Below are 17,035 nucleotides of genomic sequence, written 5' to 3'. Positions count from 1 at the left end.
TGAGTTTAAGGAAAAAGTAAAATTTTATTGGCCGTCTTTACAAATGAGTATTTATTGTTCTACGGCCATCAAGCGACGATATTCATCCCAGGCATACAAATCTGTCATCCCGCTGATATAATCCTGGATCAACCGGCAGCGATAATAATATTCCAGAACCGAATACTCAGCGCACTCAGTCGATATTTTACTAACCGCCTCAACATACGCAAGACGATGGCGGGTAGACAACTTCTGAAATAAACGGGACTCGATAGGAAAACGTTTTACTCTTTCATTGTCGACCAGTTCAGTAAAATCTGACTGAGACATTTTCAATAACGGTTGATAGATCTCCAGCAACCCGGTGATCACCCGATAGCCCTGTAATTCCAGTTGCTCAACATCCGGATGGCTAAACACATGTTTTACCGCCACATTCTTATAAACGCCCAGTAACTGGCTGAAGCTACTGGCATCTTCTAACAGCGCATGATTAAAGCTGCCTTCATAAATCTGCGGCAAATTATCAATAAATCGCTGGGCCGCATACGGAACCAGTTTATTCAGCGTATTGACGCGTAAATACATAAAGAACTGATCTTCGGTGCTGCGGCTTAATGTATTTGAACGTGATTTTTCCCAGGCGTTTTCAACAACCTGACTAAACAGAGAGCCTTTTTCGTGATGCCCCCACGCTTCATGCAGATGATGGTAAAGTTGCTCGACGCTAAAGATTCTTTTCTCAACGGCATCTTCCAGGTCGGCCACGCAATATGAGATATCATCGGCAGCTTCCATAATCCAGGTTAATGGAAAACGACTGTAAGGTGCTAATGATAATTCTTTACGTAACCGCTCAATATACGGTTCCTCGGAAAGGTAATAACCAGGCTTCTTCATTAAATAGTTGTGCGTCTCGGGTGCACTGCCGCGCCACCATGCCGGACGGGTATATTTTAAAATACCGCCAACCTGCGCCCAGGTAAGGTTCATACGCATCAAAGTATGTACCAGACGAATACCCTGCGCATTGCCTTCAAAATGACACAAGTCCTGGCGCACCTTGCGGCGAATATCATTCAGCGACTCTTCACCTTCACGCAAACGTAATGCCGTCACCTGGCAGCGGTCATCACTCAGGGGCTGACTCTCCGCGTCGGCGGGATACAACCGCTGGCGAAACCAGTCATTAATCGCCGCTTCCCCAAAATGGCCAAACGGAGGATTACCAATGTCATGCATCAGGCACGACATTTCGACAATACTCTCAAACGGTCCCGTCAGTTCATCCAGACCATACTGCTCCAGCAGCTTTAGCTCTTTCAGTCGGCTGAGGATCTCTTTCGCGATATAGCGCCCAACCTGCTGCACTTCCATCGAGTGCGTCAGACGCGTACGCACCGCTGCATTACGCTCCAGCGGAAAGACCTGGGTTTTTTGTTGCAGCCGGCGAATAGCCGGAGAATTGATAATACGTCCACGATCGCTTTCAAAAATTCGCAGGATCTCATGCTCCGTCTTCACGCCCTGCGGCGAACGGTAACGGCGATGCCAGTTTATTTTTTTTCGGAAATCGATCTGTACCATATCCTCTCCCGCCTGAGAAATGCGCTACCCCTTAAGCGCATGATAGACTATGCCCTCAAATCTGGCTTATCGCGAGTAAATCTATGAAAATCGGCATCATTGGTGCAATGGAAGAAGAAGTTACGCTGCTGCGTGACAAAATCGAAAACCGTCAGACCATCACGCTCGGCGGTTGTGAAATTTACACCGGCCAACTGAACGGTACTGAGGTTGCGCTTCTGAAATCAGGTATCGGTAAAGTAGCTGCGGCGCTCGGCGCTACGCTGCTGCTTGAACGCTGCAAGCCGGACGCCATCATTAATACCGGTTCCGCGGGCGGCCTGGCCTCTACGCTGAAAGTCGGCGATATCGTAGTTTCTGATGAAGCGCGCTATCACGACGCCGACGTCACTGCCTTTGGTTATGAATTTGGTCAGCTACCGGGTTGCCCGGCTGGTTTTAAAGCCGATCCTGCGTTGATTGCAGCCGCAGAATCTTGCATCGCCGAACTCAATCTGAACGCTGTTCGCGGACTTATCGTCAGCGGCGATGCATTCATTAATGGTTCCGTGGGGCTGGCTAAAATTAAGCATAACTTCCCGCAGGCGATTGCCGTTGAGATGGAAGCGACCGCAATTGCGCACGTTTGCCACAACTTTAAGGTGCCATTTGTCGTGGTTCGCGCTATCTCTGACGTTGCCGATCAGCAGTCCCATCTCAGCTTTGACGAATTCCTGGTGGTTGCCGCGAAGCAGTCAAGCCTGATGGTTGAAACGCTGGTGCAGAAACTGGCGCATGGCTAAATTATTCTCCAGGGCGCTGGTCGCCCTGCTTTTCACTCTCCCGGCGTTCCTTTACGCCGCACCGCGTGTTGTAACGCTTTCTCCTGCCAATACCGAACTCGCTTTTGCCGCAGGCATTACCCCAGTTGGCGTCAGCAGCTACTCAAACTACCCGCCAGAAGCCAAAAATATTGAAGAGGTCTCAACATGGCAAGGTATGAATCTTGAGCGTATTGTGGCGCTGAAGCCTGATTTGGTCATCGCCTGGCGCGGGGGAAATGCTGAGCGGCAGGTGAATCAACTGACCTCCCTGGGAATTAAGGTCATCTGGGTGGACGCCGTTACCATTGAGCAGGTTGCCGATGCGCTACGCCAGTTGGCTGCGTGGAGCCCCAAGCCTGAACAAGCTAAACAGGCGGCGCAAACCATGCTTGATGACTATGCTTTACTTAAATCTCAGTATGCCAACAAACCGAAAAAACGCGTGTTTCTCCAGTTTGGTGCCAATCCTCTGTTTACCAGTGGAAAAGGTTCTATTCAGCACGAAGTTCTTGAGGTATGCGGCGGAGAAAACATCTTTGCCGGTAGCCGGGTTCCCTGGCCGCAGGTTAGCCGTGAGCAGGTCCTGGCACGAGCCCCCCAGGCTATTGTTGCAACCGGCGGTCCGGGCGAAACTCTGAAAATTGAGCAATACTGGGGAAACCAGCTAAAAATACCCGTTATTACACTTAATAGTGACTGGTTCGAACGCGCGAGCCCGCGTATTATCCTCGCCGCAAAACAACTCTGTAATGCGCTTTCACAGATAAATTAGCGCCTGCCCCCACCAGGTCTGTTGTGAGGATTTAAAAATGCTCGTCTATTGGCTGGATATTGTCGGCACCGCGGTATTTGCAATCTCTGGTGTATTACTGGCCGGAAAATTACGTATGGATCCGTTTGGCGTCCTGGTCCTCGGCGTGGTTACCGCCGTTGGCGGTGGCACGATCCGCGATATGGCGCTGGATAATGGACCGGTTTTTTGGGTTAAAGATCCAACCGATCTGGTCGTGGCGATGATCACCAGCATGCTGACGATCCTGTTGGTACGGCAGCCAAGACGCCTGCCGAAATGGATCCTTCCGGTGCTGGATGCCGTTGGCCTGGCGGTGTTCGTGGGTATTGGCGTCAACAAGGCCTTTCTCGCAGGAACAGGCCCCTTGGTGGCGATTTGTATGGGGGTGATTACCGGCGTCGGCGGCGGGATCATTCGCGATGTATTAGCACGTGAAGTCCCGATGATTTTGCGTACCGAGATCTACGCCACAGCCTGTATTATCGGCGGGATCGTGCATGCGACGGCGTTTTATACCTTTGATGTTTCACTGGAAAACGCCAGTATGATGGGGATGATTGTCACCCTGCTGATTCGGCTTGCCGCCATTCGCTGGCATTTGAAATTACCGACGTTTGCGCTGGATGATAACGGACGTTGACATGATGATGCAGAATATGTAGGCCGGATAAGGCGTTTACGCCGCTATCCGGCACATTGCCCGGTGGTACTACGCTTACCGGGCCTACACCATCAGACCACTGGTATTACAGACAGCAATCAGATGCTGAAAGAAGAACCACACCCGCAGGTGCTTTTCGCATTCGGGTTAGTCACAACGAAGCGGGAACCTTCCAGACCTTCGGTATAGTCAACCGCGCCGCCCACCAGATATTGCAGACTCATCGGGTCAACCACCAGACCAACACCTTGTTTCTCAATGGTCATATCACCATCGTTCACCTGATCGTCAAAGGTGAAACCGTACTGGAAACCGCTGCAACCACCACCGGTGATATACACACGTAATTTCAGATTCGGGTTATCTTCGTCAGCGATCAGGCTTTTTACTTTATTGGCTGCTGCTTCAGTAAATTGCAGTGGCAGCGCTACGTCATCACTCATATTTTGCTCCAAACGACATTGGCAATTGGGCAAATTATAACCCAATGGTTAAGGCCATTATCTAATACCCTGGTATTTCGTTCAAGTATTCTCGCCAGCGGCTGTACCCTGGCTTTTAGCCGCCTGCTCCGCTTCCTGTTTTGCCAGCGTACGGGCAAGGATAGTCGAGTATAGCGGCTTTCCGCCCATAAATTGGGCTAATAGTGTTGCGCCAAGACAGGTAATAATCATTGGCAAAATGAGCTGATAGTTATCGGTCATCTCCAGCACCAGCACAATACCGGTGAGCGGCGCCCTTACCGACGCCGCCAACAATGCCCCCATTCCGGCGATGGCAAAGGTCCCGGCCTCCAGATGATAATGCGGAAAAGAGGCCGCTGCCGCCATACCGAACGCGGTGCCAAGCAACGTGCCTAATGCCAGCATCGGGGCAAATATCCCGCCGGGCGCGCCGGACGAGAAGCACAGCAGCGTGGTAATGACGCGGGCAATAAAGATAAACAGCAGTAAACCAACGCTGAAATTCCCTGCCGCAGCGATAGGTATCAGGTTAAACCCGCCTCCAGCCGCTTCAGGTGTAATTAAGCCAAGGATCCCGCACAGACCGCCGATCGCACCGCCCATCAGCACCCATTTTTTGAGATCGCCTCCGTGGAAACGCTGGAACATATCCTGAGTCCGCAACACCATGGTGTTGAACAACGGTCCGACACAGCCAAAAATAATCCCCAGGACCAGATACAACCACAGCGTGTTCACCGGCGCATTGGAGAGCTTCCCAACTTCAATAAGCGGTGCCTCGCCGTTGAAAACACGAAACACAATGCTCGACATGATGACGCCGGTAAACACGGCTTTGATCGAGACAAGGTTATAGCGAAACTGCGGGCGCATCTCTTCAATAATGAACAGGATCCCCGCCAGAGGGGCGTTAAACGCCGCCGAAAGGCCCGCTGCCGCACCGGTAGCCAATAAGGTATGTCGCGCTTCTGCGCTACGCATGCGGAAAATATCCAGCACCATGCGCCCGAGGTTACCACCGATCTGCACGGTCGGTCCTTCTCGCCCGAGCACCATACCGGCACCCAGCGTGCCCATACCGCCGAAAAATTTCACCGGCAGTACGCGCCACCAGCGCACAGGCCGCAGCTCTTCCAGCGCGCCTTCAATCTCTGGGATCCCCGAACCACCGGCTTCCGGCGCAAATTTACGCACCAGAAAGTAGCCAACCATCGCCAGCAACGCAGAGAGAATAAATGCCAGCGGCCACAGCAGAATGGCATGGTCCGCAACCTGAGCCAGCGCGCCAATGCGCTGATTCTGCACCCAGGTCACCGCTTTCTCAAATGCCACGCCAACAAGCCCTGTCACTGTACCCACTACGGCAGCCATCAACAGGATCGCCAACGGCGTTTTGTCTCGTTCCAGGAGTCGACGGATTTGATCCCTGCGGCGTAAACGCACAATTTGTTGTGCTTCAAAAGAGGGAGTGTCTGTCTTCATCAGATGATCATTAATTGGTAATACAAATACGGAATCGGCATTCTACTCGCACATTTCACGAAAATCCCCTGCAAATCGTATTGTTTCAAATGCGTAAAACTTTCATAACCTTCTCTGAATAACTAGAATAGCGGGCATTTACTTTTTCTACGAACCAGGACCCCATCCATGAGTAAGTCTGAAAATCTCTACAGCGCAGCACGCGAACTTATCCCTGGCGGCGTTAACTCCCCCGTTCGCGCCTTTACTGGCGTGGGTGGTACTCCGCTGTTTATCGAAAAAGCCGACGGCGCGTATCTGTACGATGTCGATGGTAAAGCCTATGTTGACTACGTCGGTTCCTGGGGACCGATGGTGCTGGGCCATAATCACCCGGCAATCCGTAATGCGGTGATTGAAGCTGCGGAGCGCGGTTTAAGCTTTGGCGCACCGACCGAAATGGAAGTGAAAATGGCGGAGCTGGTCACTGAACTCGTGCCGACCATGGACATGGTGCGCATGGTGAACTCCGGCACGGAAGCGACTATGAGCGCAATCCGTCTGGCGCGCGGTTTCACCGGTCGCGATAAGATCATCAAATTTGAAGGCTGCTACCACGGTCATGCTGACTGTCTGCTGGTCAAAGCGGGTTCCGGCGCGTTAACGCTGGGTCAGCCGAACTCCCCGGGCGTTCCGGCTGATTTCGCGAAACACACCCTGACCTGCACCTATAACGATCTCGCTTCAGTACGTGCGGCATTTGAACAATATCCGCAGGAGATCGCCTGCATCATTGTTGAGCCGGTCGCAGGCAACATGAACTGCATCCCACCGCTGCCGGAATTCCTGCCGGGCCTGCGTGCGCTATGCGATGAGTTTGGCGCGCTGTTGATCATCGATGAAGTGATGACTGGCTTCCGCGTGGCGCTGGCCGGCGCACAGGATTATTACGGCGTCGTGCCGGATCTGACTTGTCTTGGCAAAATCATCGGTGGCGGAATGCCCGTTGGCGCATTTGGTGGCCGTCGCGATGTGATGGACGCACTGGCGCCGACTGGACCGGTTTACCAGGCGGGGACGCTTTCCGGTAACCCAATCGCGATGGCGGCAGGTTATGCCTGTCTGACCGAAGTCGCCCAGCCGGGTATTCATGAAACGCTGAACGAACTGACGACGCGTCTGGCGGAAGGTCTGCTGGAAGCTGCTGAAGAAGCGAATATTCCGCTGGTAGTTAATCATGTAGGCGGTATGTTCGGGATATTCTTCACCGATGCAGAAACCGTAACCTGCTATCAGGATGTGATGGCATGCGACGTTGAACGCTTCAAGCGTTTCTTCCACATGATGCTGGATGAAGGAATTTATCTGGCGCCGTCCGCGTTCGAAGCAGGCTTTATGTCCGTGGCGCACAGTGAAGAAGATATCAATAACACCATCGACGCCGCGCGCCGGGTGTTTGCGAAACTGTAAAGGAGAACGTCCAGAAGCAACGTAGGCCGGGTAAGGCGAAGCCGCCACCCGGCTTTTTTATTGCCGGATGGCGACGCAAAGCGTCTTATCCGGCCTACATGAAAAGAATCAGCCTCAGCGGCTCTGCTTTCTCAACAAATAGATAAAGTACGGCGCGCCAATAAACGTCGACAGTAATCCCGCCGGGATCTGATACGGAAACAACACCATCCTGCCGCACCAGTCAGCAAAGACCAGCAACACGCCACCCGCCAGCGCCGAAATCAGCATATGCGGCATCGCCCGACGAAAACCCATCATCCGGGCAATATGCGGTGCCATCAGCCCGACAAAGCTCAACGGTCCAATAGTCATGGTGGCTGTCGCCGTCAGCCCTGCCGCCAGCAGCAGTAATCCCACGCGTGATGGCGTAATAGCCATACCGACAGCCCGTGCCGTATCGCCGCCGAGCGGTAAAATTGTCAGCCAACGGCGGCACAGCGGCGTCATCGCCAGCAGGATAACCATTACAATCCCGGTGCGCAGCACCTGTTCGCCACTCGCGTTATAGGTTGAGCCGGAGATCCAGGTTAGCACCCCCGCCATACGCGGATCGCCGCTGGCCTGCAGCATCATCAGCAGCATTGTAAACGCCGTGCTGAGCGCCATCCCTGCCAGCAACATGCGGTGCGGTGAAAAGCCCCCGCGCCCGGCGGCAATCATAATGATAAGCAAGGTGGCTGCCGCACCGAGGCTCCCGGCCGGCAGCAGCCAGCCAAAGGCATTGCCAGGGACCAGAAATAACATTAGCACCACGCCAAATGCCGCCCCGGAGCTAATTCCTAATACTTCCGGACTGGCCATTGGATTTCCGGTCAGACGCTGAATAATACAGCCAGCTACCGCTAACATTACCCCGGCAATCAGCGCTGCCAGAACACGTGGCCAGCGCCAGGGCATGAGCTCATCCAGCATCGCGCCGCTGGCCCATGTCCAGCCGTGCGCATCGCGGCCAAACGCGAGCGCCACAATAACGGTAAGCAGCAATATCGCCCCGCCCGCCAGGGCAAACATCAGTACATTCTGGCGCTCAGCAGCGATGCGGTTACTGGCATTCATATCCGGCGCGCTCATACTTCTAAGGCGCGGCAACAGCCACAGCAGCAATGGCGCGCCAATCAGCGCCGTCACCGAACCAGTGGAGACTTCCATCCATACGCGGGTCAGCCACAGAATGATTTGGTCGGAGAGCCAGAGGATCAACGCACCAATCAGAGGGGCCAGCATCAGACGCGCCAGCAGACGACGCGCGCCGAGCATTTTCGCCAGCAGCGGTGCAAACAGGCCAATAAAGCCGATAATCCCAACCGCGTTAACCAGTAAGGCGCTGATAACAATGGCCAGCGATAACGCCGCCAGACGTGCCAGCGACAGCGCCAGACCGAGGTTACGCGCCACGCCGTCATCCAGTCCCATCAGCGTCATTGGGCGTAATAACAACAGCGTCAGCATCACACCGCCCAGCAGTTGCGGCCACAGACGCTGTACGCCGCTCCAGTCGGTCTGCGTTAGCGTACCGCTGCTCCATAAAAACATGCTTTGCAGTTGATCGTGATGGAAGATAACCATCAACTGGTTAATTGCCCCGCAGTACAGGCTGACCACCAGCCCGGCAAGGATTAACGTCACCGGAGAAAGACGTTTGCCCCAGGCAACGCCAAACACCAGTGCCCCAACAACACATGCTCCCGCCAGCGCCGCAAATTGCGTGGTCAGCGCACCGGGAATAGCCCACAGCGTGGTAACCGTAATGCCCAACTGCGCCCCGGTTGCGACACCTAACGTAGTGGGTTCTGCCAGTGGGTTACGCAGCACCTGCTGAAACAAGACACCGACCAGCCCCAGCCCGGCACCGACCAACAGCGAAATCGCCAGCCTCGGCAGCAGACTGTAGTGGAAAACCATCTGCTCAATAGCATTGATATCCGGTGACCAGATAGCCTGTTGCCACTGACTGCGCGGTAGCGCAACAGAGAAGTTAACCCAGGTCAGCCAACAGGCAGCGACAAACAGAACCGCCAGAAGAAGCGTTGGGAACAGCGCAATTCGTTTACTCACGCTTTGCCTCCCAGCGCATTATCCAGAATGCGGGCAAAATGCATCGCCGAGAGCGTGGCACCATAGAACCAGACGGCAGGCACACGCTGAAAACGTCCGCTGCGGACAAACGGCATCGCCTGCCATAATGGCGTAGACATCAGCGCAGCCATCTCTTTATCGTTGCCGTGGTCAAAACACAGCACATCGACATCCTTATAAGCAGCCAGACGGTCAATACTCACGGCAGTGCTGCCCCAAAAGTTTGTCTCGCCCTGCCAGGCGTTGGGGATCCCATAATCATCCAGCACGTCCTGAAACAGGCTGTTTGGGCCAAACACCAACATATGTCGCGAATCAAGCAGGGAAGTGAGAAGTACAGGGCGCGCGCCGCGTTGAATGAAGCGCGGTTTCAGGCTGGCGATAAAACGATCGTACTCGGTCAGATGGCGTTCAGCAGAGGCTTGCAGATTGAACAATTGCGCCATTTCCTGCAGCGATTGTCGCGCAACGGCCAGCGGCTTTTTACCGTCACTGAAGTTAAATCCCCGGCCAGGTGCAATCCGCGCCAGCTTTTCAGGGGAAGGACCATAGCCTGCCGACCACAGCAAAAACGAGGGTTTCATTTCGGTCAACAGTTCGAGATTGGGCTCCGTACGTAGCCCGACATCAATCACAGAATCCGGCAACGGGGGCTCACTGACCCACAGCTTGTAGTTAGGGATATCGGCAATGCCATACGGCGTAATACCCAGCGCCAGCAATAGCTCTACCGGTAGCCATTCCAGCGCCACAATGCGCTGCGTATCAACCGCCGCAGCGTGCGCCGTATTCATCCGCCACAGCAGCGGCGACAGCGCCATCGCCGCAAGCAGCCGCCGACGGGTAATATGATGTAATTCAATCATTAATAGACAAAACTCACGGGTGCGGCACCGGCCGGATGCGGCAAAATGCCCATCGGGATACCGTAAATCTGTTCCAGAGTTTCACTGCGCATCAGTTCAGCAGGCGTCCCTTGTGCAATCATTTCACCACCGCGCAGCGCAACTAAGTAATCACAGTAGCGGGCCGCCATGTTGATATCATGCAGCACCGCAATCACCGTCAGCCCGCGCTGCTGACTTAAGCGATGCACCAGTGCCAGTACGTCAACCTGATGAGCGATATCCAGCGCGGAAGTCGGTTCATCAAGCAGCAGACAGCGGCTGTCCTGCGCTACCAGCATGGCAATCCACGCGCGCTGGCGTTCTCCGCCGGACAGACTATCAACCAAACGGTGCGCCAGCGGTTTTAAGCCAACCAGCGAAATCGCCTCTTCTACTTTCTCTCTGTCGGCAACGCCAAAACGTCCCAGCGCTCCGTGCCACGGATAGCGGCCAATCGCCACCAGTTCGCGCACAGTCATCCCTTCGGCCTGCGGCAACTGCTGCGGCAGATAGGCGACCTTGCGGGCAAACGCTTTACTGCTCCAGTTCTCCAGCGGCTGTTCGTCGAGCAGGATTTCACCTTCTGACGGCGGCTGATGACGTCCCAGCATTTTCAATAACGTCGATTTTCCGGAACCGTTGTGGCCGATAAGGCCTGTCACTTTACCCACAGGAAAAGTTAATGAGAGAGGATGCAAAAGCGTGCGGCCAGGCACACGAAAGGAGACATTACGCAACGCAAAAGTAGTGTCGGGATGGGATCTGTTTTCCTGCATAGCAGCCAACTTGTAAAACGGGCACGCAAAGCGTGCCCAATAGAAATTAGAAACGGAAGGTTGCGGTTGCAACGACCTGACGTTCTGCGCCCCAGAAGCAGCCATAGGTATTGAAGCAGCTGGCGACGTATTCACGGTCAAACAGGTTGTTCACATGCAGCGCCACGTTGGAGCCCGCCATGCCGACGCGCGCCAGATCGTAACGTACTAACGCATCCACCAGCGTATAGCCCCCCACTTTAAAGGAGTTTGCCGGATCGCCATAACTGGAACCAGTATAACGAACGCCAGTACCCAACGTCAGCCCAGAAAGCGCGCCGTCATAAAGGGTGTAATCGCCCCACAATGATGCCATGTGTTTTGGCACCTGCGCAGGCGTATTGCCCTTGTAGTTGGTGTCGGTGGTGTATTCCGCGTCGGTATAGGTATAAGAACCCACTACGTTGACGCTGGCAGACAGCGCCGCTTTCGCTTCAATTTCCACTCCGCGAGAACGAATTTCACCGCCTTCAACTGACCAGAACGATCCGTTCGGATCGGCCATCAGATTGTTGGTTTTAGTCAACTGATAGACAGCACCGGTGATCACGATTGGACGATCGTTCGGCACGTACTTCACGCCAGCTTCGTACTGCTTACCTTTGGACGGCGCAAAGATATTACCGCTTGCACCCGTCTGAGAAGCCGGTTCAAACGACTCGCTGTAGCTGAAATACGGGGTTACGCCGTTGTCGAACAGGTAGTTAACACCGCCACGCCAGGTGAATTGCTTATCATCGCGGGAATCCGTTACACCAGAAACACGGTTCAGAGAGTCCTGTTTAGCCCAGTCGTAACGACCGCCCAGAGTAACCAGCACCTTATCCCATTGCGCCTGATCCTGAACATACAAGCCAGTCTGCTTCTGTTTGTTCAGCACTTTGTAAGGACCTGAAGGGCCTGGGTGTGAGCCAAAATCGAAGTCGCTACGGTCGAGGTTATAGATATCGGACGGCGCAACAGAGCCCGCATAGCCAAACCAGGAGTTGATATCGTTCCGCATACGCATAAAGTCAACGCCGGTCAGCAGCGTGTGATCTACGTCGGCAGTAGCGAACTTGCTTTGCAGCTGAGTATCGACGGAGAAGTTCTGCAATTTCTCATTATCGATAACATACTGACGCGTCAGCGTATGATCCCAGTCGGCCTGAGGAACGCTGGCACAAGGGCTGTTAGCCGGATCCTTGGTATAGAGCGGATCGGAGCACATACCGTAGCCATACACGCTGTTCTGCGAGACTTTATTTTGCGCGTAACGCAGGTTCTGACGCACGGTAAAGGTGTCGTTAAATTCGTGATCGAAGCTGTAGCCCACCATCTTCTCGTTACGAGAATAGGTATTGTTGTTCGCCCCTTCGTTGAAATCGGTAGGCAGACGCTTGCCATTCGGCAACTCAGTCACCGTCCCTTCTTTCGGCAACCAGCCGTAATAACCGGTTTCCGGCTCGTTCTGGAAGTAGGAGAGGAAGGTGAAGTTTGTCTTATCGTCCGGACGCCATGAGAAAGATGGCGCAATGGCATAGCGTTGTTCTTCTGCGCCCTGCTGCTGCGCATTCGCGGAACGCGCCAGGCCAGTTAAGCGGTAAGAGTATACACCGTCATCATCCAGCGCATCGCTGAAATCAAAACCTGTCTGGAACAGGCTGTCAGTGCCCATCTTGAACTGAATTTCTTTTAACGGCTCTGTGGTCGGGCGTTTGCTGACCATATTCAACAACCCACCCGGGTTGCTCTTTCCGTACAGAACGGAAACCGGACCGCGCATCACTTCGGCACGCTCCAGCATATAAGGGTCTATGACCGCATCGTTGTAGAAGTTGCCCTGCATCTTCAGGCCATTCAGATAGTTATTCTGACTTTGGCCGTCGGCGGCAAATCCGCGAATAATCAAGTAGTCATAGGTATTGGACGCACCACGCGTACCCACGGCAACGCCCGGGGTGTAGCTAAGCGCCTCTTTGACCGATCTTGGCTGATGCAACGCCATCTCTTCGGCGGTGACCACAGAAATAGACTGAGGAACTTTTTGAATTGGAGTGTCGGTTTTGGTCGCCGTAGCAGACTGTCGTGCGGCGATGGTTGCCGCAGGCCCCCATGCGCTTTCCTGCGGAGCAGGAGCTGCAGTTACGGTGATGGTTTCTTCTTTCGGGTCAACCGCCGCCTGTGCATAGACAGACATGCCGCTAACCGCTGTGGCTACCACTACTGCGATTTTACGCAGTGATGAACTTGGCTGAGCAGTTTTAAGACGCGCCATTGGTATTTCTCTGATGAAAGTGAATGATAACGTAAACGAGAATTATTATTATAACGGCAGCATAATATTCGAAACTCTGGCGAGATAGCAAGCAATACGCGCCCCTACTAAAACTGAGGGGTTAAGAAATAACCAGATGAAAAGAAAGGGTTAATAAATTAGGCTGGAATGTTAGAGCGCTGACAACCCGCCGCAGCGGGTCGCAAGGCGTTAGCGGTAAAAGACCTCAAAAGTCGCGACGGCGTCCACTTTCCCGGCTTTGACATTGCCGGTTTTGGCATAGCGTGCCTTCAGCGGAATTTCTGCCACTTCGTTAGCGCTGGTGCTGCTCACAGCGGTATAGGTTTGATCAAAACTCAGCACATTATTGTTCGTGTCCAGAATCTGGATACCGACACCGCTGGCAGAGCTGTCTCCACTGGCGATAGCCAAAATATTGCCATCCGTAACACCTGTCGAACCAGCACTGTTGAACTTATAATCGATTTGGGTACCTGCCCGACAATCAGAAATCTCGATTTTGAAACTGTTATCGGTGAGTACTTCTGAAAATTGACTGTCAAAGTTATCGACATTAATCGTCTTCAGCGGCACGTAGATATTTTTATCCTCCAGGTTACAGGTATTAGTCTGGATATGAATGCTGGTGGGAGATACCAATATCTGAGCTATCACATCATTACCCCACTTCTCTTGCGCTGTCAGCCGGGAGGTATCAAGATAACCATCCTCGACGTCGCCCGTCACAACCAACTGCATTGACGCATGGTACTTTGTATGAATACTGTTCCATCCGCTTGCTCCATAGCTATAAAAATGCATGGGTGTGACGATATCCTCAGAGGTAAAGGTAGGTGTTCGTTCTTCCGCTTCAGCCATGCGGATACCTATACCTGGAACGCTAGTCTGATAAACGCCTTCCAGCACTCCATTGCGGGCATCGGCATCCGTTAACACTGCGTAACCTTTGTATTTGTTGCCAGTATCCTGGCAATCCATATCGATTTGGCCGCTCTCAATGCTTCCCTCATAAATAACCGTACCAACTGATACGTCAGGCTCCACAGTGATGCTTGCCGGTAGCTGAAAGGTCATTGCGCCATTTTCCGGGTAATTTCCGGTACATGTGGCGGCATAAACAGGTGCCGCAGATCCAGCTAAAATCAATATGATCAACATAGCCCTGAAAATGTTTATGTTCCTTTTACTCATATCTGACAATTTCCGTATTCATAAGCCATCTTCCATTATTGGCAATTAACCGTAGCTGAGAGAATTCCCGTACCCATGTTCTCAGGCACGCTTACGCTACCCGTACATTTCGTCTGTGCGGTATTTCCCCATTGCACCTCAATGCGCTGTGTTCCTTTTAGCCCAGTGACATACACTTCACCGTCGTCACCCACGATCGATGTCGTACCGTCCATACTTAACAGAGCACCAAAAGGAACCACGCTCTGATCATGTTTTAAGGTAAGTAATGCACGCTTACCTGAACGCGCCGTGAAGTCAGCCTTCAGGACGGCCCCTTTTGTCGGAACCACATCCAGAGAAGCATCCTGAATATCAATATCATCACGTCCCTGAGTATTCACAGTAATAGTATTACGGCGATAATTGGTTAAAGTTGGCACAATGGCATTGCCCCAATAATCGGTGTAAACCCCCCGGGAATTTTGTATTTTTACATTATCGCCATCGGTAATGTGCACAATGGCAAAAGCATCCTGAATGGATTGTCCAAGCGTTATTCCCTGCGAATGCGCAACAACGGAACCCTGGGCGCCATAGCCCCACTGTTTACTGTCTTTTTGATAACTGTAATTGGCGCTGAACTCGCCAACCGATGTCCGATACCGGGAAGAGAGATAGGCACCATAACCGACATCGTTATCGGTGTAGGTTTGCTGAAGGTTATAATTTAAATTGTTATCTTCCAGTAGCGTTCCACTGACGCCAACCTGATGTGCACTATTACCATTTTTTGAACTTGTCAGAGTATATGTTCCCCAGGCATTCGCCAGCCAACGCGAAAGAGGGACATTCATTGAGATAGAAAACTGCTGATCGTTAGTGGTTGATGGCGTTTTTGTCATGCTGTAATTCAGCGACCAGTTAACGCCCTGCCAACTGCTGCTGTAACCGAGACTCACGCTTCGTTCATGGCCTTCCATTCCCCAGTAATCTTGCTGATAAGCGTTGGCGTATACAGATCCCCAGCTCTGTAACGACTGAGAAAGATTAAGTTGCAGGCGGCTGCGACGGTTATAGCTATCGCGATAGCTATAGATGCTGTCATCGTCGTAGCTGTTATTACGCTGATCGAGAGCCTCCTGAAAGGTATAAAACCCGGAGGTGGAATAACGATAGCTGGCCAGCGTGACCGTGGTATTGGTTAACGGAAAATCTTTTGCGTACTGCGCGCGCCACGACTGGCCATTCGCATCCGCGCGTTCGTCGTCAAACGCGGTTCTCGCCGCCGTCAGATCCATCGACAGCGAACCAAAATCGCGTAAATCAGCTCCGATGCCGACCAGTCCGGCGCGATACATCGACGCGCCCTGCAGACCGCCGTAAGCGGTAATTCCGAAAGGTAAGCCATAAATTGCCGTAGCCTGGCTGAATTCCGGCTCCTCACCGTTATCAACATCGCGATATTTCCCGGCTGCCAGGCTGTACTTCAGCGCGCCTTCACGTTGCATAATCGGCACCGAGGAGCTGGCCTGAATAAAGCTGCGCTCTGTACCGTCGGCCTCCGTCACGGTGACTTCCAGATCCGCTCCTGCCGTCACCTGCGTTAAATCACGAATTTCAAACGGGCCAGGCGAGACGTTGGTCTGGTAGATGGTGTAACCGTTTTGCTTAATGGTGACTTTGGCATCGCTATTAGCAATCCCACGAACGACCGGGGCAAAGCCCTGTAATCCACTGGGCTGCATACTGGTATCTGTCTCCAGCTTAACGCCCGTCATCTGCACGCTATCGAACAGTTCGCCGTTAGTGTAGGTTTGCCCTATCTGAAGCTGGCTACGCAATGCTTTGACATCGCGTCCAAGCGTCGTATTAATAGATTGCCAACCATTATCACTCCCCCAATTGCTGGTGTTACGCAAACGCCAGGGGCCGATATTCATCCCTGAATTCAAACTTGCCCAGTTCGAAGCATTATTTTGACCTCCGGATTGTTGGTGCGATCCCGAAATATAGTAACTGGTCCACAGAGCCGGAATGCCGTCATCCCAGAAAGTGGGATTGCTTTCGCCCGAAATTTTGCGGTCGCGGTAGATCTGCGGAATACGTAATTGCAGCACCTGTGTTTCCGGATTGAAGTCATAGCGTCCATCCGCGATATATTCGCTAATATCACCCAGCAACGTATCTTCGTTAACATTATTTAATGCCGGAACCGTATCAACTTTAACGCCCAGTTCGCGCAGCTCCGCTTTGGTAAATTGCGGAATCAGTTTGCTGTTATCTTTTGAAAGGAGGTAATTTAAATTTCGTTTATCAATGCGATCCTGATCCCAAACAATCGACGTTAAATAACGTCCGGGGGATAAACCATTATGCTGTAAAAAAGCTTCAAGCGCCCCGGTATTCTCAAGTGGGGTTCCCGTTTCAAGTACACTGAGATTGAAATAATCATCAGCACAAACGGAACCACTCGCAGTCAATATAGCGAATGTCAGCGTATTGAGAGCAAAAAGCCGGGCAGTACGATGTGAAGGCATAAATGT

The 17,035-nt window shown here is 52.8% G+C and carries 13 protein-coding genes and 1 pseudogene; 4 read left to right on the top strand and 10 right to left on the bottom strand.

What is annotated here, in order from left to right:
* Positions 1–51: 51 nt before the first annotated feature.
* Positions 52–1,569, bottom strand: a complete 1,518-nt coding sequence (gene dgt / locus WN16_RS07795) for a dGTPase (protein WP_044698949.1) — start codon at positions 1,567–1,569, stop codon at positions 52–54.
* An 83-nt stretch (positions 1,570–1,652) separates the two neighbouring features.
* On the opposite strand from dgt, the gene mtnN reads away from it, so the two are divergent.
* The 3 genes from mtnN to WN16_RS07780 are packed head-to-tail and all read left to right on the top strand — an operon-like array spanning position 1,653 to position 3,805.
* Positions 1,653–2,351, top strand: a complete 699-nt coding sequence (gene mtnN, locus WN16_RS07790; RefSeq protein WP_003018572.1) for a 5'-methylthioadenosine/S-adenosylhomocysteine nucleosidase — start codon at positions 1,653–1,655, stop codon at positions 2,349–2,351.
* Positions 2,344–3,144 carry a vitamin B12 ABC transporter substrate-binding protein BtuF gene (btuF, locus tag WN16_RS07785; protein ID WP_003845800.1) on the top strand — a complete coding sequence of 267 codons (801 nt, stop codon included), beginning with the start codon at positions 2,344–2,346 and terminating at the stop codon, positions 3,142–3,144. Before mtnN ends, btuF begins: the two co-directional genes overlap by 8 nt.
* 37 nt (positions 3,145–3,181) lie before the next feature.
* A complete protein-coding gene (locus WN16_RS07780; protein ID WP_003018578.1) occupies positions 3,182–3,805 on the top strand; it encodes a TRIC cation channel family protein in 624 nt (207 codons plus the stop codon).
* Between the two features lie 119 nt (positions 3,806–3,924).
* Here the strand turns inward: WN16_RS07780 and erpA are convergent, their stop codons facing one another.
* The 3 genes and pseudogenes from erpA to clcA form a co-directional block, all read right to left on the bottom strand.
* Positions 3,925–4,269 (bottom strand): iron-sulfur cluster insertion protein ErpA, encoded by a 345-nt coding sequence (erpA, locus tag WN16_RS07775; RefSeq protein WP_003018581.1) that lies wholly within the window; start codon positions 4,267–4,269, stop codon positions 3,925–3,927.
* Positions 4,262–4,327: pseudogene (gene yadW, locus WN16_RS24420) on the bottom strand (small protein YadW). The gene erpA and the pseudogene yadW overlap by 8 nt, the downstream one beginning before the upstream one ends.
* Positions 4,328–4,350: 23 nt before the next feature.
* Positions 4,351–5,772, bottom strand: a complete 1,422-nt coding sequence (gene clcA / locus WN16_RS07770) for a H(+)/Cl(-) exchange transporter ClcA (RefSeq protein WP_003018583.1) — start codon at positions 5,770–5,772, stop codon at positions 4,351–4,353.
* A 168-nt stretch (positions 5,773–5,940) separates the two neighbouring features.
* Between clcA and hemL the strand changes: the two genes are divergently transcribed.
* Positions 5,941–7,221, top strand: a complete 1,281-nt coding sequence (hemL, locus tag WN16_RS07765) for a glutamate-1-semialdehyde 2,1-aminomutase (RefSeq protein ID WP_003837523.1) — start codon at positions 5,941–5,943, stop codon at positions 7,219–7,221.
* A 114-nt stretch (positions 7,222–7,335) separates the two neighbouring features.
* Here the strand turns inward: hemL and fhuB are convergent, their stop codons facing one another.
* The 6 genes from fhuB to WN16_RS07735 all read right to left on the bottom strand — a co-directional run bounded on the left by fhuB (position 7,336) and on the right by WN16_RS07735 (position 17,029).
* Entirely contained in the window at positions 7,336–9,318 is a 1,983-nt protein-coding gene (gene fhuB, locus WN16_RS07760; protein WP_003018589.1) for a Fe(3+)-hydroxamate ABC transporter permease FhuB, read from the bottom strand.
* Positions 9,315–10,205: a Fe(3+)-hydroxamate ABC transporter substrate-binding protein FhuD gene (fhuD, locus tag WN16_RS07755; RefSeq protein ID WP_003837517.1), complete on the bottom strand. Its 891-nt coding sequence runs from the start codon at positions 10,203–10,205 to the stop codon at positions 9,315–9,317. Before fhuD ends, fhuB begins: the two co-directional genes overlap by 4 nt.
* Entirely contained in the window at positions 10,205–11,002 is a 798-nt protein-coding gene (gene fhuC, locus WN16_RS07750; RefSeq protein ID WP_003845793.1) for a Fe3+-hydroxamate ABC transporter ATP-binding protein FhuC, read from the bottom strand. Before fhuC ends, fhuD begins: the two co-directional genes overlap by 1 nt.
* Before the next feature lie 46 nt (positions 11,003–11,048).
* A complete protein-coding gene (fhuA, locus tag WN16_RS07745; RefSeq protein ID WP_103790809.1) occupies positions 11,049–13,298 on the bottom strand; it encodes a ferrichrome porin FhuA in 2,250 nt (749 codons plus the stop codon).
* 210 nt (positions 13,299–13,508) lie between these two features.
* Positions 13,509–14,510: a fimbrial protein gene (locus WN16_RS07740; protein WP_224769938.1), complete on the bottom strand. Its 1,002-nt coding sequence runs from the start codon at positions 14,508–14,510 to the stop codon at positions 13,509–13,511.
* A 35-nt stretch (positions 14,511–14,545) separates the two neighbouring features.
* Complete coding sequence (locus tag WN16_RS07735; protein ID WP_044698962.1) at positions 14,546–17,029, bottom strand: fimbria/pilus outer membrane usher protein; 2,484 nt, start codon at positions 17,027–17,029, stop codon at positions 14,546–14,548.
* Positions 17,030–17,035 lie beyond the last annotated feature (6 nt).

The sequence above is a fragment of the Citrobacter sp. ABFQG genome (assembly GCF_004322975.1).
GTDB classification, from domain to species: Bacteria; Pseudomonadota; Gammaproteobacteria; order Enterobacterales; family Enterobacteriaceae; genus Citrobacter; species Citrobacter freundii.
The sequence above is the reverse complement of the archived record's forward strand: the minus strand, read 5'-3'. Positions and strand labels throughout refer to the sequence as shown.